The organism is Longimonas haloalkaliphila (assembly GCF_055379825.1).
Genome location: NZ_AP043948.1, coordinates 1038630 through 1058308 on the forward strand (window position 1 = coordinate 1038630; position 19679 = coordinate 1058308).

A 19679-nucleotide genomic window follows, 5' to 3' on the forward strand; every position below is an offset into this window, starting at 1 on the left:
TTATGGCTACCAACGATATGAAACCGATTCGCGTGCACATCCTGGGCCGAGAGTATGCCCTGCGCGTGCGAGAGGGCGAAGAAGAAACGACACGTAACTTGGCTTCTCAGGTGAACGCCCGTATGAAGGCGTTCCAGAAGGAGCACCCGGAGCAGGCCGAGTTTACAACGTCGGTCATTACCGCTCTTGCAATGGCCGAAGAGCTAAACGATCTCCGGTCGGCACTTGCAGCGCGCGAGCGCGAACTTGAACAGCAAGAGCAAGCTCACGCACGCGAGCGAGAAGTGCACGCACAGAACGAAGAGGCGCTGATTCAGGCAATCACACAGCTCTCAGAGCGTCTGGCTGGTGCGCTGCCTACAGAGGCAGAGGCGCCCAAGCCTGAGCCTGCAATGCGGGAGGAAGGCAACAGAGACGGAGCATCTGGCCCAACAGATGACAATGGAAAAGCCGGTGTCGATGACACGGAAGCCCCCGGCACAAAATCCTCCGATGCGAACGAGCATGAGACTGCACGCCCTGACGGTAGCAAATCCGCCGGAGACCGTGAAGCGGCTACGCCGTCGCCTACCCGAGAAGGCTACGAGAGCAGTTTTTCGCCGATGTCTGATGGGTACATGGACGCTGATATGCCCCATCCAGAACCAGCCATTGAGCCAGACAGTGACTCCCCGGAATCCTCAGACCCCGACGAGTCGAGCGCGTGATACTTGAGTCGAGCGCGTGACACTGAATAACTGCCCACATAGCATTACCCACAAAGGGCTACCTGTGAAAGTTACGCACGCCGCTCTTGCCGGCGCGTAAATTAGCACTGCAACGTGCTAAAGGCGTTTTGGAGGCGACTCATTACCACACTGTCAACTCTTAACAGGGTATTGGGAGCATCATAATGGAGCGGTCCTCGTTTTTGTGATGTTCGTTTGTTTCGTTCCTCTGACGCCTGCGCGTCTCTTATGACCAAAACGCTCGATACGGCGCCCCCGCAAGATCCTGTCATCGCCAATGCTTCGCCCGAGGCCCGCGAGAAAGCACGCACCCACATCGTAGTACGCGGCGCGCGGCAGCATAACCTGAAGGATATCGATTTGGATGTGCCGCGCGAAACCCTTACGGTAATTACGGGGCCGTCGGGATCCGGAAAGTCGAGCCTCGCCTTCGATACGATCTATGCCGAGGGCCAGCGGCGTTACGTAGAGAGCCTCAGCGCCTACGCCCGGCAGTTCCTGGAGCGCATGGATAAGCCGGATGCCGACCTGATCACAGGACTCGCGCCGGCCATTGCGATTGAGCAGAAGACCACGGCGAATAACCCCCGCTCCACCGTTGCTACCCAGACCGAGGTATATGATCACCTCCGGCTGCTGTACGCGCGCATCGGCACGACCATTTCACCGGTGAGCGGCCGGCCCGTCACCAAAGATACGCCGCGGAGCGTGGCGCTCTCAATCGAAGAGGAGCTGGACGACGGCGCGCGCTACTACCTGTGCTGTCCGGTGCCCGACCGCAACCGTGCGCTGCGCGACGAGCTCAAGAGCCTGCGTGAGCGTGGGTTCTTCCGCATTTTGCTGCTGCCTACCGAAAAACAGGCCGAGCGTGGCGAGCGCCCCGATGTGCTCGACTTGAACGACACGCCCCCGAGCAAAGTCAACAACTACGGCAGCAAGCGGCTGCTGGTGCTCATTGACCGGCTTAAAGTGAAGCGGGGCGATGCCGCTACCCGCACCCGGGTGGCCGAATCCGTCGAGCAGGCCTTCACTGTAGGCGAGGGTCGCTGCGTCGTACAGGTGGCCCGCCGCCGTGGCGATGACGCCAGCGGCCCGGCCCCGCAACTTCATTTCAGCGCCCGCTTTGAGCGCGATGGGATGGAGTTCGAAGAGCCCACGCCGCTCATGTTCAGCTTTAACAGTCCGGTCGGGGCGTGCCCGGAGTGTCAAGGCTTCGGACGCGTGCCCGGACTCGACCCGGATCTGATCGTCCCCAACAAAGGACTCTCGATTCGCGAAGGCGCGCTGGCGCCGTTTCGCACCGATAAGTGGAGCAAGCACTTCCGTAAGCTCATTCGGGTAGCCGCGGAAACAGGGCTCGACATCGACTGCCCGTACCGCGAGCTTGACGACTGGGAGCTCGACATTATCTGGGGGGGTAAAGACCAGTACATCGGGCTGAACGGCTTCTTTGAGTTCCTGGATGAGCGCTCGTACAAGACGCACTACCGCATCTTTCGGGCGCGCTTTCGGGGTTACTCCACATGCCCCGAGTGCAACGGCTACCGCCTGCGCAAGGATGCGTACTACGTCAAGATCAACGACCGGCACATCGGAGAGGTATGTGCCATGACGACCCGCGAGGCGCTCGACTTCTTTCAAGATATCGAGCTTTCTGGCTATCAAGAGGAGGTAGCCGGGCGCGTGCTTGAAGAGTTGCGTACCCGTACAGAGTACCTGGTCGATGTAGGACTCGACTACCTCACGTTCGACCGGCTGGCCCAAACGCTCAGCGGGGGCGAAAGCCAGCGCATCAACCTATCCACCTCGCTCGGGTCCTCGCTTGTGGGCTCGCTCTACGTGCTCGACGAACCGACGATCGGGTTGCATCCGCGTGATAACGACCGGCTTGTGGGCATCTTGCAGCGCCTGCGCGACCTTGGCAACACCGTACTGGTGGTCGAACACGATCCGGTTACGATGGAGGCGGCCGATCATCTCATCGATATGGGCCCCGCCTCCGGACAGTTTGGCGGGGAGGTGGTGTTTCAGGGGACGTACGATGAGGTGCTCGACGATGAGGACTCGCTTACTGGCAAGTACCTAAGCGGGCGCACCGCTATCCCGGTGCCTGAAGCGCGGCGCACCCCCGCATCCGACCGAAAGCTGGTTGTGACGAACGCGCGGCAGCACAACCTGAACCACATCGATGTTGAGATCCCGCTCGACAGTATCGTGTGCGTAACGGGCGTGTCGGGCTCGGGCAAGTCGACGCTTATACAGCAGACGCTCTACGAGGGACTGCACCGCCTCAAAGGAGGGAGTGGCGATGGTACGGTCGGCGCGCACGACGACATTCGTGGCCATACGTTTGTCGATGGTGTTGAGATGGTCGACCAACAGCCTATCGGGCGTACCCCGCGGTCGAATCCGGCCACGTACACGAAAGCGTTCGATGGCATCCGCAAGCTGTTTTCCGAAACGCGGCAGTCGCAGATCCACGGCTATGAGCCGGGCTTCTTTAGCTTTAACGTAGCGGGTGGGCGCTGTGAGGCATGCAAGGGCGAGGGCGTCGTTAAAGTGGAGATGCAGTTTCTGGCCGATATCTACCTGGAGTGTGAGGCGTGTAACGGGCGGCGCTACAAGCAGGAGGTGCTGAACGTGACGTACAACGGCAAGAACATCGCCGAGGTGCTGGAGATGACCGTTGACGAGGCCGCCGACTTTTTTGAAGGAGAGCGCGCAGTGACGAACAAGCTGGAGGTGCTGCAAGACATTGGGCTCGGCTATCTGTCGCTCGGGCAGCCCTCTACCACGCTCTCCGGCGGCGAGGCGCAGCGCATCAAGCTGGCCTCGCACCTGAGCGGGCGCCACACCGATCGCATGCTCTACATCTTCGACGAGCCCACGACCGGACTCCACTTCGACGACATTCGTAAGCTGCTGAACGCCTTCGATCAGCTGGTCGAGCACGGGCACTCGGTGGTCATCGTCGAGCACAACCTGGATGTCATCAAGTACGCCGATCACATCATCGACCTGGGTCCTGACGGGGGCACGGGCGGGGGCGAAGTTGTCGTAACCGGCACGCCCGAAGATGTAGCCGCGCATCCCACCAGCCATACCGGGCGGTTTCTAAAGACAGCTTTGTAGGATTCCTGTGTTGCAAGAAACCCTGCGAATAAGGTCGCAGCCTACGTTGTATCTGTAGGTGTAAGTCCAGGAGGGAGGCGGGGCGACGGGCTGTGGATCGCTGTGTTGGGTGGCGGCATTGAATGGGTGATGATCCGTCTGCATCCCTCTACACACAGCACGCGTGCTCATGAACACAGCCTCGCACGGTCCCTCAGCGTCCGATCTGGCTTCGCTTCTCGGGACTGATATTGACAATCTTTCGCTGTATCACCGCGCGCTCACGCACCGGTCGTGTCTGCGCGAGGCAGACAACCCGTTTGAGGTATCGAACGAGCGGTTGGAGTACGTGGGCGATGCCTTCCTCGATCTGTTAGTTGGCGTAGCACTCTATACGCACTTTCCGGACCAGGACGAGGGCTTCCTGTCGCAGATGCGTGCGCGGCTGGTGAGCGGCCGGTCGCTTGCAGAAGCCGCGCGCCGCTGCGATCTGGGACGCTACTTGCTACTTAGCCGCAACGCCGAGCGCAACAACGGACGATCTAACCCGAGCATTCTGGCCGATGCCTTTGAAGCAATCACGGGCGCGCTCTACCTGGACCGGGGCCACGAGGCTGCGGCCTGGTTTGCCCGTTGCTACTTGTTGGATGTGGTCGATCTCGATTCGCTTGTACACAGGAATCGCAACTATAAGAGTCTGCTGCAAGAGCATCTGCAGGGCGAAGGGCGCCCGCTGCCTACGTACACGGTTGTTGACCGCACCGGGCCCGATCACGATTACACGTTTGTTGTCGAGGCCCTTGTTGAAGGAGAGGCCCTCGGGCGGGGCACCGCACCGGCCAAGAAAGAAGCCGAGCAGCGTGCGGCCCGCGAAGCGATTCAAGCACTTAAAAACGAGTAGCATACCCGTAACGATGTTGGTGGGTCGTAAACGATCAACTGCGCTGTACGTCCACTCATAGCGACTTATGTATAGCCTCTACCCACCAACATTGCTCGCTTATGTCATGCACAATAGGCGTTCCGCGCCCATTTGCCGACGATGAAACCCGTGCGGCTCTCACTCCGCAGGTTGTGGAGCAGCTGGTAGATGCGCACGGGGTAGAGGTAATTGTGGCATCGGGACTGGGCTCGCATGCGCACTATTCCGATGATGCATATGCATCGGCTGGTGCCACGGTTGGCGACGACGACAAGGCGTTTGCTGCTGATCTCGTGTTGGTGCTGTCTCCACCCCTTCCTGAACGCCGCCGCCGTATCGGCAGCGACCAGACCATTCTTGGTCTGCTACAGCCCCTCGATAGCCCCGACGCACTCGGTGATATCGCCGACCAGGGCGCTACCGCACTGCCCATGGAACTGGTGCCTCGCATCTCGCGGGCCCAGTCGATGGATGTGCTCTCTGCAATGAGCTCGCTGGCGGGCTACCGTTCCACGCTGGAGGCTGCGCTGCGCCTTCCCAAGTTCTTCCCCCTCATGAGTACTGCAGCTGGTACCATTCGTCCAGCTAGCGTGCTGGTAGTTGGGGCCGGGGTGGCCGGACTGCAGGCTATCGCTACGGCAAAGCGCCTGGGTGCGAAAGTGCGGGGCTATGACATTCGCGACGCCACGCGTGAGGAAATCGAAAGCCTTGGCGCCTCGTTCGTGGAGCTGGAGCTCGACACGTCGCTCTCTGAAGGAGACGACGGCTACGCGAAGGAGCTTGAACAGGCCAAACAAGAACGCCAGCCTGAACTATTACGTCCACACATCGCCAAATCGGACGTTGTGATTACGACCGCACTCATTCCGGGACGCCCCGCGCCGCTCGTGATCAACGAAGCGGCTGTAGAAGACATGGCGCCCGGATCCGTCATTGTGGACCTGGCCGCGCCCAACGGGGGCAACTGCGCGCTCACCGAGCCCGGCACCACGGTCACCAAGCATAGCGTGCACATCATGGGTCCAACCAATCTACCTGCTACGATGCCCGTGCATGCCAGCGACCTGTTCGCAAACACCGTGCGAGCGCTGCTCGACTACCTGCTCAACGAAGAAGGCGGCCTTGCGCTCGACTTCGACGACGAAGTGACCGATGCAATGTGTGCCGTATACCAGGGTACGATCCGAAACGAGCGCGTGCGTACCATGCTCTCCGACTCGCCTGATGCTTGATATACTGCTGACATCCTGCTAACGCGCTGTTAACGCGCTGCTGATGCTCTGCTAACCCCCATATCCGCTATGATAGAAAACCTGATCATCTTCGTGCTGGCCGCTCTGCTTGGCACTGAGGTACTGACTAAGGTGCCGCAGACCCTTCACACGCCGCTTATGTCGGGCGCCAACGCGATCAGCGGCATTACCATTGTAGGGGCCATCATTGCTGCTGGAATGAGCGATGCCTGGTGGGCTACCGCTCTCGGCTTCGGCGCGCTGGTTGTAGCTACGATTAACGTGGTCGGAGGCTTTCTCGTTACCGACCGCATGCTGCGCATGTTTGGCCGCAAGAAAACGCCTCCCTCTTCCGCCGATGCCTCCACATCTTCATAACGTCCCCACCTGAAAATGCCTATTCTTGAACTTGCGTACTTGCTTTCGGCTGTGCTGTTTGTGCTTGGACTGAAGCGCATGCAGACGCCGCCCACGGCCCGCAGCGGAAACGCGCTGGCTGCACTGGGCATGTTCACCGCGGTGGTGGCCACGCTCTTCATTCACGATGTTCTGTCGTGGCCGCTTCTGCTGGCCGGTGTCGTGATCGGGGGCGCTATCGGAGCGCTCCTTGCGTTCCGCACGCCCATGACCTCGATGCCTGAGCTGGTGGCGGTGTTTAACGGATTCGGAGGGGCGGCGTCTGCATTTGTGGCGGGCGCTGAGCTTGCGCAGTACCTGCAGGGGAGCCGTCTGGTGGATACGAGCGCCTACTCGCCTACGTTGGCGCTGGTCATCGGGCTTAGCCTGCTCATCGGTATGGTCACGTTTACCGGCAGTCTGGTTGCGTTTGGGAAGCTGCAGGGCATTCTGTCGGGCAATCCCATCACCTTCCCGGGGGTACAGGTCGTAACCGGATTGCTGCTCCTGGGCGGCATAGCGGGCGTTGCCTTCTTGCTCATCGGAGCGCCCGAACTTGCCACCGACCCCGATATCACGCTGTATGCAGGCATCGGAATCGCTGTAGCAGCGGCTCTCATGGGGCTCTTCCTCGTCTTTCCGATCGGAGGGGCTGACATGCCCGTGGTGGTGGCGCTGCTCAACTCATACTCCGGACTCGCAGCCGCTGCTACCGGGTTCGTTCTCGATAACACCGCGCTCATTGTAAGCGGCACGCTGGTGGGCGCTGCCGGATTCATGCTTACCATGCAGATGTGCGATGCGATGAACCGTTCGCTGGCTAACGTTATGCTGGGTGGATTCGGAGGCGACGGCGCCACGAGCAGCGAGCTCGACATTCCCGAAGGCAAGAGCGTGCAAGAGACGAGTCCGCAAGACCTGGCGATTCTTGCTACCTATGCCGAGCGCGTCATCATCGTGCCGGGCTACGGACTCGCTGTAGCGCAGGCACAGCATGCCGTACGCGAACTGGCCGACCGGCTCCAGTCGAAGGGCGTAGACGTGCGCTACGCGATTCACCCGGTAGCCGGGCGCATGCCGGGCCACATGAATGTGCTGCTGGCTGAAGCTGATGTGCCGTACGAACAGCTCTACGAGATGGACGAGATCAACAGTTCGTTCTCCTCAACCGATGTGGCGCTGGTCATCGGCGCCAACGACGTGGTGAACCCGGCTGCGCGCGAAGCCTCGGGCAGTCCCATTGCCGGAATGCCTATCTTGAACGTGGATGAGGCCGAGACGGTCGTCGTCATCAAACGCAGTTTGAGTCCCGGCTACTCGGGCGTGCCCAACAGCCTGTTCTATCAGGATAATACCCGCATGCTCTTTGCGGATGCCAAAGAGGCCGTTAGTGAGACAACGGAGGCGGTGAAGGGGCTGTAGTAAGGAGCGGTCGTGCTCGGTTAACGATAACGGTAGCAGACGTTAGCGGCCCCATCTGTTCCGCTCAGTGTCTGTCTACCAACCGAGGAGGCTCTCGCCTCGTTCACTACAGCGATGCGTTTATGCGTTTGAAAAGAGGGCGTTCGGGGGAAGAGATAGAGCCGTGTCTTTCTAATGGGGAAGCAATCGCACGAAACTTGCCCCCTCCTCAAGCCCCAACCACCCTACTGCTGTGCTACCGCATTGGCGTCGGCGTACTGATCATATCGGGCAGGCCGTCGGCATTGTCGTTTTTGGAGCGGATACAGGCAGCAATGAGATTCGACTTTGAGAAGTCGCCTCCGGTGAACCAGCGCAGGATGCCCTCGCGCCCAAGCAATTCGCGCTGGATGGCATCCAGTGATTGCCCCTCGCGGTGATACCGGCGTTTCACTTGTCCGCAGAGTGCTTCGAGGTAGCGTGCTTTCTGCTTGAGGGCTGTAGCGCCTTCATCCACCACGCCGCGATGTCCGCAGAAGAGGACATCAGCGGGGAGCTGCGCCATGGCGTGCAGCGATTGGGCGAGGGCGTACACATCTTCGTCGAAGCGCAAATACGCGACGCGAGGCGACAAGAAGAGGTCAGCGGTGAAGAGCCAGCGGTGTTCGGGCACGTGCAGACACACCATGTCATCGGAGTGGCCGGGCGCCGGGTGGGCGTGTAGCGTAGCCCCAATCGACAGGGGAAGCTGCTCGGGAAGGGCTTCTGCATCAAGTAGAGGGGGCGTGCCCCACACTACACGGCGGTACCATTCGATCGGAAAGCCTTCTTGTAGTCGTGCTAGGCTGGCTTTGGGAGCATACACCGGTACATCCAGAAGCTCCTGGATACGCGCCGCATTTCCGGCATGGTCTTCATGGTGGTGCGTGCAGACGACACGCTCAATGCCATGCGCTTCGTGCTCGTCTTCCACGAAGCGGCGCACGGCCTTCCACTGATTGGGTGGGCCGGTGTCGATCAACGTATGTCCAATGCGGTAACATACGCTGCTTGTGTTGAGCCCGATCGGCCAGCGCCCGGACTTCAGTCCGGCCACGTCGTTGTGCGAGATGCGGGTACTGCTCATGTTTGGAAACGGGAAAGCGTCGAAAGTACAGATGGTGGACATGCCCAAAGGCAAGAAGCGAAGCGTAAGTCCAGAATGCCCTTACGCCACGAACCGGTACGAACCGGCCGGTATGCAGTTCACAGACGGGCGTTACGTAGCAGTTCGTGCAGAGCACGTGCAAGCGCGCCGGATGCCCCCTCGTCGGTATCTGGCCCCGAAAGCGTGATCAGCGTTTCAGGCTGCAATGCGCGTGCCACGGTAGCCCCTAACTGACCTGGAGATTCGGGCGGAACGACGAAGCCGGTGCGCCCCTCGTCGATAGCATTTGGCAGGTTGCCGACATCGGTAACGACAACGGGCCGGTCGAAGTGGGCGGCCACGCGCACAACGCCGCTCTGGGTGGCGTGGCGGTACGGCTGCACGACGAGGTCGGCTGCAGCAAAGTAGCGGGCGACCTCGCGCTCTGGAATGTAGCGGTCATCCCACCGCACCTGGTCCGGCTGTGGGAGCGCGTCGATCTGAGCCTGATACGGGGCAGGGGCATCATACGCTTCGCCCGCTATACAGAGCCAGGCCTCGGGGTGAACAGCCTGTACGTTAGGCCAGGCGTCGAGCAAGAGGTCGAGTCCCTTGTATTGGCGCACGAACCCGAAGAAAAGGACAACGGGACCTTCAGCGGGTAAGTTAAGCTGAGCACGGGAAGCAGCGCGGTCAGGTGCAGGTCCAAATCGGGTATAGGTAGGGTGGTCAACTTGAAGGACGGGAAGGTCGCTCGCAAGTGCACGTACGTCGCGAGCTACCGTGTCCGAGAGCGCAACGGCTCCGTCTATCTGGTGAAGGAATCCTTTGGTGAGCCACTGGTCGCCCATATGGCGCTCATGCGGCAGGGCATTATGCACCACAGCGACGACAGGGCGCCCGGCGCTACGCATCCGCCAGGCCAACCAGCCAAATGGGGGCGCCATGAACGGCATCCAGTACTGGATGACGGCGCCTCCGAAGGGTCCGTTTCGCATCCACCGGGCGGTGCGGTGCCACGTAAGTGGATTCAGCGTGTCGATGCGCCGGTGGGGGATGGGAAGGTCGGGGGGGGGCGGTGTATCGGTAACGGTCTGTGTGCGACCGGGAAAGAGCCATTCAGGATACTGACGCTGGAAGGTACACAGTACGGGAGGGTACCCGATCTCTTTCAAGGATCGAGCAGTGCATTCGGTAAAGTGAGCAATGCCCCCACGATAGGGATAAGCCGGTCCGATGTGGACGAGAGGAGCGTATGGAGGCGAGAGCACAGGGAGCAGACGCGTATTGGGGAAGACAGCAGAAGGTGAACGGCACAAGTACCCTATAAGGATACACAGAGCCAATCATGAGAATCGGAGTACAAACCGTAACATTGTATAGCGTACAAGAAACGGGCAGGTAGCCTGTGCGTGTCGTACCTACTAATTGCAATGCACCGTGTTTTTTATCATAGCTGACTTTAAAGATATGCACCGACTTTTATCGTATAGCGTCGTCGCTCTCCTCGGGCTGGCCCTGGTGGGATGCGGAAACGCCTCCTCTGAGGTTAATCCTGAAAATGATGCGGCGTCTGAAGGGGATGTCGTGGGCGAGGTCGTGATGGACCGTGTGGAGAGCGAAGAGGAAACGTTTCAGGTCGTGCAACTGGCCGACAATCTGGAGCATCCGTGGGCTGTTGCGTTCTTGCCAGAGGGCGATATGCTGGTTACAGAGCGCCCGGGGCGCCTGAACCGGGTATCGCCGGATGGTACGGTTACGCCGATTACCGGGCTCCCTGAAATCCGTTCGGTAAATCAGGGCGGGCTGCTTGATGTGGTGCTGCATCCGGAATACGAAGAGAACGGATGGGTCTATTTCACTTACTCATCGCCGCAGGGCGACGACGTGACGTCGACTACGGTAGCACGCGCTCAGGTTGAGGATGATGCGCTTGCGAACTTCGAGGTGCTGTACACGCAAGAGCCTGCGCACGAGCCCGGGCGCCACTACGGATCGCGCATCCTCTTTGTGGACGATGGGACCATGCTCGTGACGATTGGCGACCGCGGACTGCGCGATCCGGCACAGGATACGCAGGACGACGCGGGGGGTACGCTTCGCTTGAATGACGACGGAAGTATCCCCGCTGACAATCCGTTTGTGGGAGACGACAGCGTGCGCGACTCCCACTTCTCGTATGGCCACCGCAATCAGCAGGGCATCGACCTGCATCCGGAGACACGCGTGCCGTGGTCGCACGAGCACGGGCCCCGGGGCGGCGATGAGCTGAATATCGTACAGGCTGGCGAGAATTACGGCTGGCCCGAAGCCACATATGGCAACGAGTACCGCGACAACTCGCCCATTGGCATCGATCCGGATGAGACCGACGAATTTGTACACCCCGTCATCCACTGGACGCCTTCCATTGCGCCTTCGGGCATGGCGTTTTACACCGGTGATGCATTCGCAGGCTGGGAGAACAACATCTTTGTCGGAGCGCTGGCGCATCAGCATGTGCGCCGCGTTGTGCTCGATGGCGATGAGGTGGTACACCAGGAGGAGCTGCTTCGCGACGAGCTGGGCCGCATCCGCGATGTGCGCGTTGGGCCTGACGGGTTTGTCTACCTGCTGACCGATGAGTCGAACGGGGGGCTGTTTCGCCTCGAACCGGTATCGTGATGTGCGTTGGTTAAGCTGTGTACTTAGCTTGTGTGCTTAGCTTGTGTGCTTAGCTTGTGTGCTTAGCTGACACAGACCGCTATCTGCAACAGAGCGGCGCACGGTTCAGCAAAGAAGGGCCAGGGGGATGCATACGCTACGCATCCCTCTGGCCCTTTTCTGTTGCAGCGTGTTGCTGTTGCAGCGTGCAGCGGTGGGGCCTACCAGAAGGCAATAACCATGACGACGGTAACCGCAACGATCGCAACCGACTGCCAGCGATAGTCCTTGTACCACGGCATGGGCTCTTCGGGCTCAAGGCTACGGTTCGACCAAGTGAGGCCGTCCACCTTTTTGGCCTCGGGCTGCTCGTCGAATGCGATGGCTACTCCTGTGGCAAGCAGCAGGCAAAGCACGGTAAGGATACCTGCGATGATCGTAAAGTGGATATTGATAATGTCGTTGACCCAGAAAAGAAAGATCGCGAGGGAGAGGGCATGGCCGCCCACCAGTGTGATGAAGGCACTGTGCCCCCCCATGCGATCCCAGAACACGCCGAGCAGGAAGACAGCAACAACGGGCGGAACGAGGAAAGAGAGCATCTGCTGGATGTAGTTCCAGAGGCCCTCGAAGTTCAGAATCATCGGCGCCCAGAGCGCAGCTGCAATCATCAGGACAATCGTGATCCAGCGTCCGAGCGTGCCGACTTGCTCGGCAGTCAGATCGGGCTTGCTGGGTTTTATGAAGTCAACGGTGATCAGTGTGGAGGCGGCGTTCAGGGTCGAGTCGATCGTTGACATAATGGCTGCGATGAGGCCAGCCAGCACGAGTCCGACAACGCCAACGGGAAGCAACTCGGTAACGAGCGTGGGGAAGACGAGGTCAGCTTCGGGGAGATCGGGGTAGAGCGTGAGCGCCCAGGCGCCAGGCAGTACCATAATGAAGAGCGGTGCCAGCTTGAGGAGTCCGCCCAGGAGGGCACCCCAGCGGGCCTGTTTGAGATCTTTCGCGCCCAGGACGCGCTGCACGATATACTGATTCAGTCCCCAGTAGTAGAATCCGAGAACTGGTACGCCAATCAGCGTGCCCAGCCAGGGCAATCGGCCTTCGGGGTCATCGACCGGATGGATCATGGAAAGGTGACCATCAGGAAGGGCCGCCGTAGCCTGGGCCCACGAGAAGTCGAACTGCGCAAACGTGAGTACGGCGATAATGCAAGACCCCACAAAAAGAATGACAGCCTGGATTACGTCGGTGTACACGACCGCAGCAAGTCCGCCTGCTGCGGTGTAGAGTCCGGCTACGAGCGCGAGCCCGAAGGCTGTCCATAGGAACGGCAGTTCAGGAAAGAACATCTGAAGCACCAGCGTGCCGGCATAGATGCCCCCGGCAGCATCGATCAGGATGCTGGTAACAACGGTGAGTCCGGAGAAGTACTTTCGCGAGCGCACGTCGAAGCGCTTTTCCAGGTACTCTGGAATGGTAGTGAGGCGCGACCGGATAAAGAACGGGATGAAGAAGAACGCCATGAATACGAGCACGAGCCCGGCCATCCACTCGTAGTTTGAGACGGCGATGCCGGTGCTGTAGGCATCCCCTGCCAGTCCGATCAGCGTCGTACTGGAGATGTTGGAGGCAAAGAGCGAGAGTCCGATGGTGCCCCACATGAGCGAGCGCCCAGCGAGAAAAAGGTCTTCGCCGGTATCGATGCGCTTGGCGATGTAGTAGCCGATTCCGAACACGATAATAAAGTAGCCCCCGATGATAAACAGGTCGAGGGTGCTAATCGGGAAATCAGTCATGCGAGATAAGGTTGGTTCGCACCGGTATGATGGATTGTGGGCGCTACCCTGGCGCGAAAGCCAGGAACGCACAAGAAGCAGCGTTGCAGTCTACCGAACAGAAGGGTAGTGGTCAAGCCCGGTCATCTGCTGCAGCGGGCGTGGAGAGGCAGAGAACATCGCCTCCCTCTATTAAGCCCGTTAAAAAGGCCCGGCCTTACAGGCGGCCGGGCCTTTTTATGCGCGCTCGAAGGCATGCTGACAGAGAACGCACCGCCTTCGGGTAAGGAAGCGCGCTACGCGGGGCCGTATCCGCTACAGCCGGTAGGTGAGCGAAGCCGTAATGCGACGCGGCAGGATAGGCCGCGCGTTGAAGAACGGCGACTCGCTTGGGTCGACGCCAGCGGGCAGGCGGGGGTCGCCCTCAGTGAGTCCCCGGCTGTTGAGCGCGTTGAAGGCACGTAAGCCAATACGAAGCGACTGCGAGTCGGCAAAGCCAACCGTGTAGCCAAGACCGGCATTGACGATCGTGTAGCCATCGAGCTCCTGGAAGTTGCCTTCATCGGCGAAGCGCTTGCCTGTGTACTTGGCGCTCACGCTCGCGTCGAAGCCTGCACGGTCATAGACGAGTTCGCCCTGCGTCATGAACTTGGGCTGACGCTGGATCCAGTTGCCGGTGTTATCATCGAAATCGGTGAACTCGTGGTCTTGCACGGTCACCATGCCGTTAATCTGGAAGCCGTCTGAGGGAACGATAGCGCCTGTAAGCTCAACGCCGAGCGTACGGCTTCCGCCAATCTGTTCCGGGACGATCTCAACGACGCCGGTGTTGGGGTTGAGGCGTGGATCAGCTGAGAAACGATTGTTCAGCTCGGTGTAGTAGAGGGCCAGCGTTCCTGATACATTCGGAGAGCCCGCTTTTACGCCGAACTCTCCTTGCCAGAACTCCTCGTTATCCAGATCGCCAATCTCGGCATCTGGGGCGACGAGTGGGGCCAGCGAGGCAAGCTCGGGGAAAAAGTATCCGCGCGAGCCTACGCCGTACAGGTTGAAGACATCGCTCAGGGCATAGTTGAGTCCGAGCGAAAAGGCCGCGTCAGTTGAGCGAACAGACCGGCGGGTGAACTGGCTGTTGCCCCACTGGAAGCCCTGCACGGCGAGCGCATCGCCGAACGCACCATCGTTGCCAACCGCTTCGCTTCCCTCGGAAACGATCTCTGCCTGACGCAGCTCGTACCGTGCGCCGATGTCGATGCGCAGGTCGTCGCCAACGGTAATTTCGTTACCGGCATAGACAGCGGCTTTGTTGCTGGCGAACTCGTTGTTTACGTACACGCTGGCCGCGTTGCTGAGGCCGTTCTGGGTGACACGCGTTTCCTCGCCAGTCGCCGTATCCTCAATAAAGAGGTCGATCAGGCGGGGCTGATCCGCAAACTCGTTCAGCACGCTGCTGTGCGTATCCCGCTGGGTAACCTCGGTACGCGAGAGGAATCCACCCACGGTTATGTTCTGGGTTGTGTTGCCTGAGCTGAACGTACGCGAGAGCTGCACATCGGTCGAGAAGTCGGTGTACGGACGCTCCCAGTTCCAGGCGCCCTGGTCGATCACAAAGTTCGGGTTCCCAGGCGTACCGGGGTTAAACGACTCGGTGCTGTTCGCGTAGCGCCAGACCGCTTGCTGCGTGGGAGCAGTAATAAACTGATCGGCATACTCAAACGGATTTTGGAAGGCTGGAAACGGAATGAAGATATTGAACTGGTGCTGCATGTCTGTCCACCGCACGCGGCTTTCCAGGTCGTATCCGTCGCCCAGCTCTTGAACGAATTCAAACGTTACTGATGCACCGTTTGTAACGATGCCACGGTCCATCTGGGACTGAAAGACGCCATCGGGTGAGCGGAAGCTGAAGTCGGCAGCGCCGCGCGCATTCACTGTGGTGATCTCGCGCCCGTCGTTGCCCGCTGCAGCTTCGCCTGTATCACGGTCGTGCGGGAAAGGGAGGAAGAACTGGCTACTGTCGTCGATGTACTTCGCGTAGATGCGGATGTAGCCGTTGTCTTGCAGGTAGGTGAGATTGCCTTTCAACTGAAGGCCTTGCGTAGGCAGTCCCGAAACGACGGGGCCTTCGTCGTAGCGGTAGAAGCCGCCAATGTTATAACGCAGGTTTTCACCCAGCGGGCCGTTTGTGTTGAAGTCGAGGCGATAGAGATTGTCCTGGCCGACCTGTGTGCGAAGCGTGGTTTCCTGTGAGCTGCCGCCCGTTTTGCTGATGTAGTTGATCAAGCCAGCGGGTGAACCCACGCCGAAGAGAGCGGCGCTTCCACCACGCACAAATTCAAGCTGCTGCACGTTCAAGTCGTTGCGGAAGTAGATATCCTGCGAGCTGGTTGTGGTACGCGTTTCAGAGATGACGGGCATGCCGTCTTCCTGGATCGGGTTGTACTTGAACTGCCCTGGCGCAGGTAATCCGCGAACAAACACGTTGGCCGCAACCTCACCGCCGCCGCCCTCGGTATGTACGCCGGGTACAGAGCGAAGAATATCGGCCTGACTGTTCGGCTCAATGCGTTGAATGTCATCGCCCTGAATGACGGAGATCGAGCTGGTTGTTTCGCGCTGGGTGCGTTCCTGTCGGGTACCGGTTACGACGGCACCCTCCATCTGCATCACATCCTCGCGGAGCTCGAAGTTTTGCTCAATGGTCTCGTCGGCAGCAACAGTCACCTCGGCCTGTGCCGGCGCAAACCCGACAAATGTGGCCCGTACGGTGTACGTGCCCGGATCGATGCCCTCAATGCGGTAGGCGCCATCGACATCGGTAGTTGTGCCGCGCGGGGTGCCACGAAGCACGACCTGCACGCCGGGCAGGGGCGAGCCGTCGGTCTCCGTCACGGTACCTTCAATCGCGCCTGTCTGCTGTTGCGGGGCAGGAGACTGCACCGGAGCCGGGCGTTCCGACTGAGGGACGATGGCGTACGAGCGTTCGCCTACTTGCTGGTACGATAGTTCATGCGGGTGGAGCAGGCGATCAAGCTGTCCGGTGAGCCGGGCCGTAAGCGCTTTTCGGCTGCGTACGCGAAAATCGTCCAGTGCCTCACGTTGATAGAGAAAGGTCACGTTGTGTTCTTCTGCCACGCGTGAAAGCGCTTCCTCAAGCGAGATAAAGACAGGGTCTTCATCCGCAGCAACAGCCGACTGGTCGGCGAGTACGGTGGGCGACTGCGCGCTGGCGAGCGGCGTGCTCCATCCCAGCATCAACAGAACGGTGAAGGCGATAAGAGATTGAAAGGGTATCGTAGTGGATGGCCTCATGATAGCACCTCGTAGGCGTTTGCGAGAAACAAAGTGAGTGAACACGTTGGTGAACAGACCACTACGGGATGCATGTGAGGCTTGAGTAGCTATCGGGTCGGACAAACTACCGGATGGTGATGCCCTGCGCATCGCGCTCTATGGGGCGGTCGAGAATGCCACGAAGGCCCTCAACAAGCACGTCGAGGTCGTTCTCAATCGCGCCTGATATCTTCATATTGCGCACTGAAGATTCGGTTATCGCAACAGAATATCCGTAGGTGCGCTCAATGCGCGCTGCGATGGCGCTCACTGGCGTATCGTCAAAGACGATCGTGTCGGTCGTCCATGACTGATAAGCCTGCGGATTCGTTTTTTGCGTCTGTTGGATGCCCCTGGTGCGGTTGAACGTAACCCAGTCGCCGGGGACGAGCGTGTGCGAAGCACTCGCTTCGGTATTCGGTTCGACGGAAACGGCTCCGGTAGCAAGCACGACATCCGTGTGGGCATCCCAGTGAGTCACGGTAAACGTGGTGCCTGTAACACGGACGGTGCCATCGGGCGTATGCACTTCCACGGGGGGGCGAGACTCGCTGCGGGGGACAACCTCAAAACGAGCCTCCCCACGTAGCGTAAGCCGGTGCGGTTGGTCATCTTGATAGGTGAGCGTGGAGTTGCCGCTAAGCGTAGCGACGATCCCGTTGCTCACACTGACTGTTGCGCGTTCGCCATACGCGGTCTGCACCGTCCGTTCTGCCTCCTGAAAGGGAGGCCATATGGAACTTGGCTGCTGGACCAGCACAATGCCGACAGCGAAAAGGACGACCAGGGCTGTGGCGCCCCATGTCCAAGCATATTGCCGCGATGATGATCGCTGCATGCGTCGGGGGCGACGGTTGGGGGCACGCGCGGGCGCCGTATCGGCGTCTGCTACCGAAGTGGCCGTGCGTACCTGTTCAAGTCGTTCCCAGGCGGCGTCGACGACCTCGGGGTCTTGCATTACGTCGCTAAACTCTACGGACTGCACCGAGCGCTTCGCTTCGCGAACGGCACGAGCGTGCGCGTCGCTCTGCTGCGCCCAGGCGCGCCATCGAGCGTCATCCTCGGCATTGTGCAACATCTCGGGATGCGCCCATCGCTGAAACGACGGCTCACCGAGCAGATGTTCGACAAGTGCCTCGTGGCGGTCGTTCATATAAAGGAGGATGATAGCTAATACGGGAAACACAGAAGCATCCCTGCTATGTGTGTGCTCTGTTCACTGTGTAAGAGACGCTAAAAGAGCAGGTGTACGCTTCTGAATTGAAACGAAAATGTAACAGGGTGGATGCCGTAAAGAATTGTCCTCTATTGTTCCGTGTCTGCTTACCATATGCATCACATGTCAGGACGGAACACGCACCACACAAGACACGGCCAGGGCCTCAATCATGACGCGTCGACGGTCTTGATATATTTACGAATATGTGAAAGTGCTTCTGATACGTAGTTTCGAGCTGTTTGATGGGCAACCGCCATAACATCAGCAATTTCGGGATGCGTAAGTCCGTGGTTAAATCGGAGGTAAAGGGCTTCCCGTCGCCGTTCTGAGAGGGTTTGTATCGCCTCTTGCACGTTGGCCTGCTGCTCGGTTCTGTGCTCGTGGGCTGTGATCAACTCCTCCTTAGAAAGGATAAAGGTATCGAAGTGAAGCGCAAGCGACTCGCGCTGAGAATGGCGTTCGCGCTCAGACTGCATGCGTTTTAGAAGACGCCGCCGGAGTGCCGAAAGGAGATAGCTGCGCGGATGATTGATCTCAGACAGCTGTGTGTCGCTCCGCCAAAGCGATAGGAAGACGTCTTGGATGGCATCCTCAACCCATTGATGCTGATGAACCAGACGCATCCCATAGTTACGCAAGTCGCTGTAGTGCGTGCGAAACAGCGCCTCGAAAGAGGATGCTGGTGCATCAGGCGAACCGGATGGGTCGGGAACGAAAGGGGGCACTTCGAGTCGGTGCGGCCGGTCGATAAGACATAGAGTAGACAGATGCCAGCAGATGCTAGCGATGTCGATACAACACAGATCTGGTGTTAACGTTCATTTAACAAAAGGGAGGCCCGGGGCTATCTTGCCGTTGAGTATAGTTATTGCCACATTTTGCGAAAACAGCTTTTGAAGCCATCAGGCGCACCTGATTGTACGGGTATACTCCCCCAAATAGACGTTTAATGGCGCTGAGCCGGTACCCTGTAACGATGTCCGAGACGGCGTTACGCTGGCGCTTAGCGCGTGTCCTTTAGATGCAGTTCAGGAAATGCAATCACTTCTCTCAAAGCCCGGTCTCTGGTGGGGGACCGGGCTTTTTTATATCTGGTCTCTAAAATAGCCACAGAAAAATAGTAACAGAAGCAGGTGTCCGAAAGAATGCCGGTGTAGGCGTGCAGCCAGTCTTTTTAGGTAGTGTCTGAAAGCGAGCGTGCAGGTGCGCGTCGAGTGGAAGCCGCTGCTCAATTTGCACAAGACGAAAACGTACCACCCATACGCACGGAAAGGGCAGCCTCCACATAGTGAGGACTGCCCTACTGGTTTCGTCAGCCTTCAACAGGCTAACGGAGAAGTGTGCTATACAGTAGCGCCTGAAATCTTTGGGCAGGCTGCGCGCTTTCGAATACTACATTTCGGTATGTAGTCGTACGGAGGCGCATCCGTATGCCGATACGCAGCAGCGAAGCCCCTTTCTATAGATGCTTGCCAACCCGGCTACCTGCCAGACCCTACTGTTACAACATTTACAATCGTTTTCTGCGATTGCCACGGTTGCGGTGTCGACGGCGACGCGCCTTCTTCTCCTTCAACCGCTTCTCTTCAGACGGTTTCAGGTACGACATATTCTGCCGATACTCCCGAAGCACACGGCTCCGGTTTACCTGGCGGCGAAACCGCTTAAGTGCACGATCAATCGACTCGTTATTCCGAACTTTTACACCTACAGCCAAAGTAGATCCCTCGTTATTGTAATCTGTTTCATTATGCGACGCTTGATTGGGTGCGCGGACCTGTTTAGCC

At 59.1% G+C, this 19679-nt stretch carries 14 protein-coding genes; 7 read left to right on the forward strand and 7 right to left on the reverse strand.

Annotated elements, in window-relative coordinates; genetic code table 11:
• Window positions 1-2: 2 nt before the first annotated feature.
• The 6 genes from ACZ48V_RS04095 to ACZ48V_RS04120 all read left to right on the forward strand — a co-directional run bounded on the left by ACZ48V_RS04095 (window position 3) and on the right by ACZ48V_RS04120 (window position 7811).
• Complete coding sequence (locus ACZ48V_RS04095; RefSeq protein ID WP_464541856.1) at window positions 3-707, forward strand: cell division protein ZapA; 705 nt, start codon at window positions 3-5, stop codon at window positions 705-707.
• 249 nt (window positions 708-956) lie between these two features.
• Window positions 957-3860 carry an excinuclease ABC subunit UvrA gene (gene uvrA / locus ACZ48V_RS04100; RefSeq protein WP_464541858.1) on the forward strand — a complete coding sequence of 968 codons (2904 nt, stop codon included), beginning with the start codon at window positions 957-959 and terminating at the stop codon, window positions 3858-3860.
• A 169-nt stretch (window positions 3861-4029) separates the two neighbouring features.
• Window positions 4030-4740, forward strand: a complete 711-nt coding sequence (rnc, locus tag ACZ48V_RS04105) for a ribonuclease III (RefSeq protein WP_464541860.1) — start codon at window positions 4030-4032, stop codon at window positions 4738-4740.
• A 101-nt stretch (window positions 4741-4841) separates the two neighbouring features.
• Entirely contained in the window at window positions 4842-5993 is a 1152-nt protein-coding gene (locus ACZ48V_RS04110; protein ID WP_464541862.1) for an NAD(P) transhydrogenase subunit alpha, read from the forward strand.
• A 69-nt stretch (window positions 5994-6062) separates the two neighbouring features.
• The gene (locus tag ACZ48V_RS04115; RefSeq protein WP_464541864.1) at window positions 6063-6371 is read left to right on the forward strand and encodes an NAD(P) transhydrogenase subunit alpha part 2; all 309 of its coding nucleotides are present in this window, start codon (window positions 6063-6065) and stop codon (window positions 6369-6371) included.
• A 9-nt stretch (window positions 6372-6380) separates the two neighbouring features.
• A complete protein-coding gene (locus tag ACZ48V_RS04120; protein ID WP_464543096.1) occupies window positions 6381-7811 on the forward strand; it encodes an NAD(P)(+) transhydrogenase (Re/Si-specific) subunit beta in 1431 nt (476 codons plus the stop codon).
• A 235-nt stretch (window positions 7812-8046) separates the two neighbouring features.
• Here the strand turns inward: ACZ48V_RS04120 and ACZ48V_RS04125 are convergent, their stop codons facing one another.
• Together ACZ48V_RS04125 and ACZ48V_RS04130 are read right to left on the reverse strand one after the other, a co-directional pair.
• A complete protein-coding gene (locus tag ACZ48V_RS04125) occupies window positions 8047-8916 on the reverse strand; it encodes an MBL fold metallo-hydrolase (RefSeq protein ID WP_464541866.1) in 870 nt (289 codons plus the stop codon).
• 119 nt (window positions 8917-9035) lie between these two features.
• Window positions 9036-10187, reverse strand: a complete 1152-nt coding sequence (locus tag ACZ48V_RS04130) for a glycosyltransferase (protein WP_464541868.1) — start codon at window positions 10185-10187, stop codon at window positions 9036-9038.
• Between the two features lie 199 nt (window positions 10188-10386).
• On the opposite strand from ACZ48V_RS04130, the gene ACZ48V_RS04135 reads away from it, so the two are divergent.
• On the forward strand, window positions 10387-11580 hold the full coding sequence (locus ACZ48V_RS04135; RefSeq protein WP_464541870.1) for a PQQ-dependent sugar dehydrogenase: 1194 nt from the start codon (window positions 10387-10389) through the stop codon (window positions 11578-11580).
• Between the two features lie 200 nt (window positions 11581-11780).
• On the opposite strand, the gene ACZ48V_RS04140 is transcribed toward ACZ48V_RS04135, so the two are convergent.
• From ACZ48V_RS04140 to rpsU, 5 genes are all read right to left on the reverse strand, one after another.
• Window positions 11781-13361, reverse strand: a complete 1581-nt coding sequence (locus ACZ48V_RS04140) for a sodium:solute symporter (protein WP_464541872.1) — start codon at window positions 13359-13361, stop codon at window positions 11781-11783.
• 294 nt (window positions 13362-13655) lie between these two features.
• The gene (locus ACZ48V_RS04145; RefSeq protein WP_464541874.1) at window positions 13656-16652 is read right to left on the reverse strand and encodes a TonB-dependent receptor; all 2997 of its coding nucleotides are present in this window, start codon (window positions 16650-16652) and stop codon (window positions 13656-13658) included.
• 106 nt (window positions 16653-16758) lie between these two features.
• Entirely contained in the window at window positions 16759-17826 is a 1068-nt protein-coding gene (locus ACZ48V_RS04150) for a FecR family protein (protein ID WP_464541876.1), read from the reverse strand.
• Between the two features lie 233 nt (window positions 17827-18059).
• On the reverse strand, window positions 18060-18617 hold the full coding sequence (locus ACZ48V_RS04155) for an RNA polymerase sigma factor (RefSeq protein ID WP_464541878.1): 558 nt from the start codon (window positions 18615-18617) through the stop codon (window positions 18060-18062).
• Between the two features lie 785 nt (window positions 18618-19402).
• A complete protein-coding gene (rpsU, locus tag ACZ48V_RS04160; RefSeq protein ID WP_353562713.1) occupies window positions 19403-19609 on the reverse strand; it encodes a 30S ribosomal protein S21 in 207 nt (68 codons plus the stop codon).
• Window positions 19610-19679: the final 70 nt, after the last annotated feature.